Below are 9,051 nucleotides of genomic sequence, written 5' to 3' on the forward strand. Positions count from 1 at the left end.
TCATTGCTTAGCGGTCGCTTCTTGGAAAATGCTAATAAGTAGCTTTACTTAATGGGTATTACTTACTTATCTTGGCAAAATACCAACTGCTAAACCTGTGGCACTCAACCTGATTTCAAGGACAATGCCAACGATGATTTTTTACAAATATGCTCCATCTCCGGCAATTATTAGCAGCTTTTCGGGAAGTTTGCTCAGCCTAATTTTGCTAAGTTCTCCTGCCGCTGTTTTTGCCCACGCTGGCCACGGAAATGAATTTCACCATAGCGGAGAAACAACTCAAGCTCCTACTGCTATTTCTGTCGATGCCGAAACAGCAAAACGATTAGGAATTAAAGTCTCCCCTGCTGCCCCTCAGCGACTAGATATCGGCATCAAAACCACTGGAAAAATTGAAACTTTACCAAACCAAAAAGTAGAAGTTACTGCTCCTGTTGCTGGGAAAGTAGTAGAGTTGCTGGTTAAGCCTGGCGACAAAGTATCACAAGGTCAATCGGTTGCGGTTTTATCGAGTTCAGAATTAGGACAATTGCGGGTTGAATCTCTCTCGAAACGTGCCGAAGCTGAGGCAGATTTGCAGCAAGCGGAAGGCGATCTCAAACTAGCACGAGAAAATTACGATCGCCAACTTCAAGTATCCGCAGCAGAAATCGCCCAAGCCCAAACCCAATTGGCAGCGGGAACTAAGCAGTACCAACAAGAACAAGAATTAGTAAACAAGCGTTCAGTTGTGCAAGCTGCTAAAGAAAACTATCAACGTCAATTTGAAATAGCGCAAGCCGAAATAGCGCGGGCAGAAACAGAATTAACTATTGCTAAAGAACAGTTCGATCGCGACCAAGAATTAGCGGCATCAGGAGCGATCGCGCGGCGTACAATGCTGGAATCACAAGCCCATTTAGCCGAAGCACAAGCCACTCTTGCTAAGGCAAAAAGCCGTCCTGAAGTTATCAAAGCCCAAACCGAAATTAAACAAGCCGAAGTAGACCTGCCGATGCGGGAATTGCGGGAATCTCAAGGCAGAGTAGCAGATGCAAAAGCTCAACTTACCAGAGCTCAGAGCCGCCGGGAAGTCCTAGAAGCCGAGAACCAAGTCAAACGTGGCAAAACTGCCGTCGAAGTCGCTCAGTCGCGGATTCGCTTGGCTGACGCAGCCTATCAAGCGCGACTCCAACAATTAGGAACTGTTGCCAACGATCGAGGACTCGTTACCGTAGTTGCTCCGATTTCGGGCACGGTAGCCGATCGCGAAATCACCCCAGGAGAGTCAGTAGACGCTGAAAAACTGTTGATGAGTCTGTTAAATGACAGCCGCGTTTTTGCCACAGCCAATATTTACGAAAAAGACCTGAATCAAGTAAAACAGGGTCAGGAAGTCAGGGTAAAAGTCGCTAATTTACCCGATCGCGCTTTCAAGGGAAAAATCACCTTCATTGGGTCATCCGTATCAGGAGAAACGCGGGTTGTGCTGGTAAAAGCAGAAGTAGATAATATTAACGGCGAATTAAAGCCCGGACTGTTTGCTGAGTTGGAGATTTTAACCGACAAAACTGCAACAAATATTTTAGCAATTCCGAGTGCGGCGGTAGTGGATGTTAGCGGGAAAAAAACCGTTTACGTCCAAAATGGCAATGCTTATCAAGCGGTTGAAATTGAACTCGGTCAAACTGCGGGAGATTTAGTTGAAGTGAAGAGGGGTTTATTCGAGGGAGATTTGATAGTAACGCAGCGAGCACCTCAACTTTACGCACAATCTTTGCGCGGCGACAACAAGTCCTCAAAAGACGAGGCAAAGAAAGACGCAACTCCAAAGGTAACAGAGGTTAATTTTAATAATTTACCCGTGTCTTTATGGTGGGCGGGAATAGGAGGAGGAGTTGCGATCGCATCCCTGACTTTCACAGCCGGCGTGTTGTGGGGAAATCGGCGCAAATTGCCAGCAATAGCAGCGGATTCTGGAAACTATGCTACAAATAATGGTTTTTCCGCCTCAACATCGACTTTGGACGATGAATTGCTGTTACAAAATAACAACCATCACGTTAAAACTCAAGAGGCCGAAGTCAAGAGTTTGAATTAACAGCACGACACGGAAGTCACGGATACACGGATAGCTGTTTTTACCAATGCCCAATGCCCAATTCCCAAATTATTAAATGTTCAGCACTATTCTTAGATGGGTAATAAACCGCCGCTGGCTAGTTGTTATCGCTACCATTATTGTTAGTCTGTGGACATTTTCTATCCTCTCCCAAATGTCGCTTGATGTCTTCCCTCCTTTTGCACCCCCGCAGGTGGAAATTCAGACGGAAGCACCGGGTCTCGCGCCGGAAGAAATCGAGTCTTTGGTAACACTACCGATCGAAAGTGCGATTAATGGAACTCCTGGGGTGACAGCAGTGCGTTCATCTTCCGCTGTGGGCCTTTCTTCGATTAAGGTAATCTTTAATTGGGGAACTGAAATTTATCAAGCGCGCCAGTTGATCACAGAACGGTTGCAGCAAGCGCAAAGCAAACTCCCGGCTGGGGTAGAAACACCGCAAATTTCTCCGACAACTTCTCCTGTGGGCACTGTTATTACCTATGCTTTTACCTCGGAAACTACTCCTTTGATGGAAGTGCGCCGTCTAGTTGATTGGCAAGTCACAAATCGGCTTTTGGCAGTGACTGGGGTTGCTCAAGTCGTGGCTTACGGAGGCGAAGAAAGGCAGTATCAAGTATTAGTAGAGCCTGCCAAGTTGAAAGCTTTTAATGTGTCGTTGCAGCAAGTTGCCGAAGCGGCGGCGGCTGCCAATGTTAACGCGCCGGGGGGGTATTTAATTACGCCGGATCGAGAAACTTTAATCCGGGGGGTGGGGCGGATTGAGTCTCTGGAAGATTTGCAGCAATCGGCGATCGCCTCTCGCCACGGAACACCCGTCAGAATTGCTGATGTAGCTGAGGTCAAGATTGGTGCTGCAATCAAGCGGGGCGATGGCAGTTTTAACGGCAAAAAAGCTGTGATTGTGATGGTAAACAGACAGCCAGTTGCTGATACTCCGACGGTAACTAAAGCGGTTGAGGCAGCAATGGCTGAGGTGCAGCAATCTCTGCCAAAAGATATTAAAGTTACTGTGACTTTTCGACAGGAAGAATATATTAATTCCTCGGTGGAGAATGTGCGATCGGCTTTAGTTGAAGGTAGTATCATTGTCACCATTATTCTCATCCCGTTTTTGATGAATTGGCGCACTCTGGCGGTTGTTTTGCTGGATTTCTTTCTGACTTGGCTGTTGGCGCTGCTGGCGATGAATTGGCTGGGGCTGGGGCTGAATACGATGACTTTGGGGGGTTTGTCGGTGGCGATCGGCACTGCGATCGACGATGCTATTGTCTATGCGGAAAATACCTACCGCAATTTGAGAGAAAATACGTCTTCTCTTCATCCACGCCCGGTGATGGATGTGATTTTTGACGGCAGTCAAGAGGTGCGCGATTCTTTAATTGGAGCGACTGTAATTGGGATTGTGGTGTTTTCGCCAATTTTTACTTTGCCCGGTGTAGAAGGTCGAATTTTTACGCCTATGGGTATTACTTATTTGGTAGTTGTGGTAATTTCTAGTCTAGAATCGCTGTTAATATCTCCGGCCCTTTGCGCTATTTTGTTGCCTAACAAACGCATGAGTGCTGCGGAACCTTGGCTGCCTCGCTTTTGCAAAAAAATATATCATTTTTTTATAAAATTATCAATGCGCTATTCGGGGATTATTTTAGCTTTTGCTGCTGCTAGTATGGTGGCTGCACTAATTATTTTGCCATCTTTTGGACGGGTGTTTTTGCCGGAGTTTCAGGAGCAAACTTTGGTGAATACTATTCAGCTTTATCCGGGGGTGTCTTTGGAGACAACAGATAGCGCGGCTTTTGCTATTGAAGATGCACTTAAGGATGATAGCAGGTTTGAATACGTGCAAGTGCGATCGGGCAGAGCTCCGGGAGATGCTGATGCTGCGGGAGTCAATTTAGCTCACATTGATATCGGTTTGACTGAGGCAGGGATGAAAAACAGGCCGCAAACTTTGGAGTCGCTGCGGCAGGAATTTGCTAGATTGCCGGGAGTTGCACCCAATATCGGCGGTTTTATTTCTCACCGGATGGATGAGGTTTTATCTGGTGTCAGAAGTCAGATTGCTGTTAAAATCTTTGGCCCTGATTTGGATCAACTTCGCAGCATTGGTGCCAAAGTTGAAGAGCAAATGAAAACCGTTGACGGCATTGTGGATTTGCAACTCGAACCGCAGGTGCCAGTGCAACAAATTCAAATTAAGTTTAACCGTCAAGCTGCGGGTAGATACGGTTTAAAGATGGGAGAACTTTCTGAAATAATTGAAACAGCTTTAAACGGCAAGGTTGTTTCTCAAGTTTTGGAGGTGCAGCAAACTTTTGATTTAGTTGTTTGGTTGCAGCCTGAAGCTAGAAATAACTTAGAAACTATTCAGAATTTGCTGGTTGATACTCCAAGTGGCAATAAAATCCCCCTCGCCCAAGTTGCGACTGTCAAATACGGTACGGGCCCAAATACGATTAACCGCGAGAATGTTTCTCGCTTGATTGTGGCGGCAGCGAATGCTAAAGGTAGGGATTTGCGATCGGTTGTGAATGAAATTCAAGCTAAAGTCAAACGAGAGGTGCAGTTGCCTTTTGGCTATTTTATCCAGTACGGCGGTCAATTTGAAGCCGAGCAAAGAGCTTCGCAAAATATTATGATATTTAGTGCGATCGCCTTTTTTGTAATTACAGTATTGATGTACTTGTCCGTCAAGTCCCTTCCTTCAACAGCTATGATTATGATTAATTTGCCGATCGGATTAGTAGGAGGAGTAATTGCGGTAGCTTTGACTGGCGGCATCATCTCTGTAGCTTCCCTAGTTGGCTTTGTCACATTATTCGGCGTTGCTACCCGTAACGGCTTGCTTTTAGTAGACAACTACAACACTAAATTTGCTGAAGGACTGCCTTTTAAGGAAGCAATAATTAAGGGCTCGATGGAACGGCTCAACGCCATCCTGATGACCGCTTTAACTTCAGCTTTGGGTTTAGCACCTTTAGTATTTGAAGGCGGGGCGGGCAAGGAAATTTTGCAACCGCTGTCAGTAGTAGTTTTAGGAGGTTTATTTACTTCTACAGCACTAACTCTGTTAGTTTTGCCAGCTTTGTATGCTAAATTTGGGACATTTTTACGACCTCAAGAACCTCAGCCCGTTATTGAAGAGGGGAACGTAGTTAATGTGTGATATTTTCTAATTACTGTCAGTCAGCAAGGAGTCAAACCAATGAAATCGCTCAAGTCTAGCTTAGTTATTCTAGGTAGTGTCGGATTGCTGTTTTTGGGAGCTTGCAGTAAAGGCGACCAAGCAAGCGATCCAAATAACAATCCAGCCTCTCCTCCTGTCGCCTCTCAACCTGCCTCTTCTACTCCCGCCACTGCTCCTGCAACAGCAACTAAAGGGGGACAAGTTGTAAAGTCTGGAGCTTACTATTTAGAGTTTGTACCTGAAAAAGAAGCTACCGGAACTCATTTAGATGTTTTTGTGCAAAAAGGGGAGAAAAAGGAACCAATTCCTAACGCCAAAGTGACGGCTCAAGTACAGTTGCCGAATGGAAAGCAGCAAACCCTCGCTCTTAAGTATGATGCTGAGGGCAAACATTACGCTGTGGTGTTTCCCGGCAAAGATGCAGGAAGTTATCCCGTGAAAGTTACTGCGGATATTAACGGAGAAAAAGTTGACGGTCGTTTTACCTTCAATCAATAGATAGCTGATTTCCTAATGCGCTCTAAGTTAGGGGCGCATTAGTTATTAGCAACAAACAACTGCCTCCTGCATTTCCACTAAACTGAACTTCCCCCTGCAAATATACTTACACAAGCTCAAAAATATCTCATCACAAAGGTTTCAATTGTTTGGCAAAAAATTGTTTGCCCATGTAGATGATTGAGATCTGTTTGCGATCGGCAATTATATTGAATCTACAACAATTGAGCGCGAGATCCTGCGTCAGCTATTGCTGATAAAGGGATACAAACTTTAAGCTCAACAGTTGCATCCTTTGTGGAGTTAGAGTTTTAGGACTGTTAGTACATTTGTATCGGGGAAGTCCAGGTTAAAACTCCGCTGACAATTGCCCGTCAGGAACCATCGCGGACTGGGCTGGAGTTCGATCGCACCTTGACAGGGTTAGGGAACGATCGCTTATGATGGGGATCACGGGGATCTGGTGCATCGCTAGGCTAGCCTTTGGCAATGGCAAAGCTGACGGACTGGGGTTAGATAGCGAATTAGAAGTCATGATGTCAACCTAGCTACTTAAAAAAATCTACAATTAGCTAACAAGGCTTCTAGAGCGTGCGGTGAACTCTTTCATTCCTGAAACAATGATGATCAACCAACTAAAATGATTGTCCCAGCAGTGGAAAGACCCCGTGGCCAACACTGTGGGATTGATTTGCTCAAACTATAAGCAATACCAATTATGTATATTCAGAATCAATTTAGTTGCTTTCTTATTGGAGAAGGAAGTTTACTTATTCACTGTGCCGAACTTCTTTTAGAGCGGGGTCATCAGATTTTCGGGATCATCTCCCTTGATGTATCGATAAGTAGCTGGGCGAAGGCAAAGGAGATACCTCACATCCAGCCAACAGATAATCTCATAGCATTTTTAAGACAACAGCCTTTTGATTACCTATTCAACATTGTCAACAGGTCGCTATTACCCAAAGAAATTGTGGAGTTGCCGCGCCAGCTAGCGATCGACTACCATGACGCCCCAGTGCCGAAGTATGCGGGACTCAATGCTACCTCTTGGGCTTTGATGCACCGGGAGAAGACTCATGGGGTGACGTGGTATGTGATGAGCGATTCGGTTGAGGGTGGCGATATCCTGAAGCAGGTTGCTATCGATATTGCTGATGACGATACTGCATTTTCTCTCACTGGGAAATGTCATGCAGCGGCAATTCGTGCGTTTGAAGAGTTAGTTGATGAGATCTCAACTGGTCAAGCCTTATCGAACAAGCAAAATCTGGATGAGCGAACCTATTTGGGACACTCAAAAAGACTTTTTGCTGGAGGTGTACTCTCGTTCAATCGTTGTGCCGATGATATGGATGCCGACATTCGGGCATTGGACTTTGGTTCCTACCCCAATGCCCTTGGTGTGGCGAAGTTGGCTATAGGGAGCGACTTGATCGTTATCCCCAAACTCGAAGTTAAAGATGACCTGTCTAAGTCGTCTCCCGGAACAATCACGGCGATAGAATCCAGCTTCTTGACGGTTTCTACAGCAAGTTACGAGGTAGCGCTGCACCAAGTGCTGACCATCGATGGTCAAGCGCTATCGATTCCTGATTTGGTCGAGAGATTTGGACTGCAAGTTGGGTATCAGTTTAAGGACATCGAGCCAGATAGGGCGAGGCGTATTGAGAGGTTGGATGGGTTAATTGCTCACCACGAGGCTTTCTGGGTAGAGAAGCTGGCGACGTTACAGCCAATTACGGTTCCCTATGCAGATCCGATGGCATCACACTTGGAACAGAAGCAGTACACAAGTGTAAAGATGTCCATACCGCATGAGGTCACAACCTTCTTGGAGGAGCGCCATCTCGATTGGAATCAGAGCGACTTCCTGTTTGCTGCTTTTGCTACTTATCTGGGCCGTATTGGAGGAACTGGATGTTTCGATATCGGATTTAGGGATGTTGAGCTGCAACGGGAGTTGATAGGACTGGAAAGCTTTTTTGCCTCAATTGTTCCTTGTCGCGTAGATATAGACTACGAGCAAAGTTTTGAGGAAGTTTTTGCAGTTTTTAGGAAGCAATGGGAATTGACAAAACTTCACAAAACTTATGCGCGTGATGTCGTAGCTAGGTATCCGGATCTTCGTTCATTGCCTGATCTGAGTCGTAAGCCGATGTTTCCGGTGGTCGTAGAACGGGTAGAAAAACTAGACGAGCACCAAGCCGGGTTTGGTAATGAGTTGACCCTGGTCATTCCATCACAGGGGAAAGAATGCGGTTGGCTCTATAACACAGAGGCATTGGATGGTGACAGCATTGCGAGGATGCTGGATCAGTTTGCTAGTTTTTTGCAAGGTATCGTAACTGACCCCAAAGGGCGCGTTGCCGAAATTCCCCTGCTATCTGATTTGGATTGTCACAAAATTCTGGTGGAGTGGAATGATACTCAGGCAGATTACCCCAAGGATAAGTGTATCCATCAGTTATTTGAGGCTCAGGTGGAGCAGACACCTGATGCGGTGGCGGTAGTTTATGAAGACGAACAGTTGACCTATCGAGAACTGAATGCCAGAGCGAATCAGCTAGCGCACTACCTGCAAAAACTGGGGGTAGGACCAGAGGTTCTAGTGGGGATTTTCGTAGAGCGATCGCTTGAGATGATGGTAGGGCTTCTCGGTATTCTCAAAGCGGGTGGAGCCTACGTGCCTCTAGATCCTGCGTATCCGAAAGAACGTCTAGCGTTCATGCTGTCAGACTCACAGGTGTCGGTGCTATTGACCCAAGAGAAGTTGCTAACTGGATTGCCTGAGCAAGATGCGTATGCGATCTGCTTGGATACAGGCTGGGGGGTAATTTCTCAGGAGAGTGAACAGAATCTCAACAGCGGGGTTAATGCCGCCAACTTGGCTTATATAATTTACACCTCTGGCTCAACCGGGAAACCAAAGGGAACGATGATTGTCCACCGAGGATTGGTCAATTATCTTAGCTGGTGCATAAAAGCGTATGCAGTAGCCGATGGGGTTGGTTCTCCGGTTCATTCTTCGATCGGCTTCGACGCGACCATTACCAGCTTATTCTCTCCCCTATTGGTAGGACAGAGGGTAGTCTTCCTCCCAGAGAAGCAGGAGATAGAGGCTCTTAGTGCCGTCTTGTGTTCTCAAAGTAATTTTAGCCTCGTCAAAATCACCCCAGCCCATCTGGCACTACTCAGTGAGTTATTACCCAGTAAGCAGGCGGCGGGTCAGACAAGAGCCTTAATTATCGGTGGCGAGGCT

The 9,051-nt window shown here is 46.3% G+C and carries 4 protein-coding genes; all 4 read left to right on the forward strand.

Features of this window, described 5'->3' with window-relative positions; all coding sequences use genetic code 11:
- The first annotated feature begins 124 nt into the window (after positions 1-124).
- Positions 125-2,080 carry an efflux RND transporter periplasmic adaptor subunit gene (locus QUA38_RS04920; protein WP_445305029.1) on the forward strand — a complete coding sequence of 652 codons (1,956 nt, stop codon included), beginning with the start codon at positions 125-127 and terminating at the stop codon, positions 2,078-2,080.
- Positions 2,081-2,156: 76 nt separating this feature from the next.
- The gene (locus QUA38_RS04925) at positions 2,157-5,270 is read left to right on the forward strand and encodes an efflux RND transporter permease subunit (protein WP_333159711.1); all 3,114 of its coding nucleotides are present in this window, start codon (positions 2,157-2,159) and stop codon (positions 5,268-5,270) included.
- A 39-nt stretch (positions 5,271-5,309) separates the two neighbouring features.
- Complete coding sequence (locus QUA38_RS04930) at positions 5,310-5,789, forward strand: hypothetical protein (protein ID WP_333159713.1); 480 nt, start codon at positions 5,310-5,312, stop codon at positions 5,787-5,789.
- A 718-nt stretch (positions 5,790-6,507) separates the two neighbouring features.
- Positions 6,508-9,051: AMP-binding protein (locus QUA38_RS04935; protein WP_333159715.1), on the forward strand; the 2,544-nt coding region annotated here is incomplete at its 3' end.

The sequence above is a fragment of the Microcoleus sp. Pol12B4 genome (genome assembly GCF_036701385.1).
In the GTDB taxonomy this organism is placed as follows: domain Bacteria; phylum Cyanobacteriota; class Cyanobacteriia; order Cyanobacteriales; family Microcoleaceae; genus Microcoleus.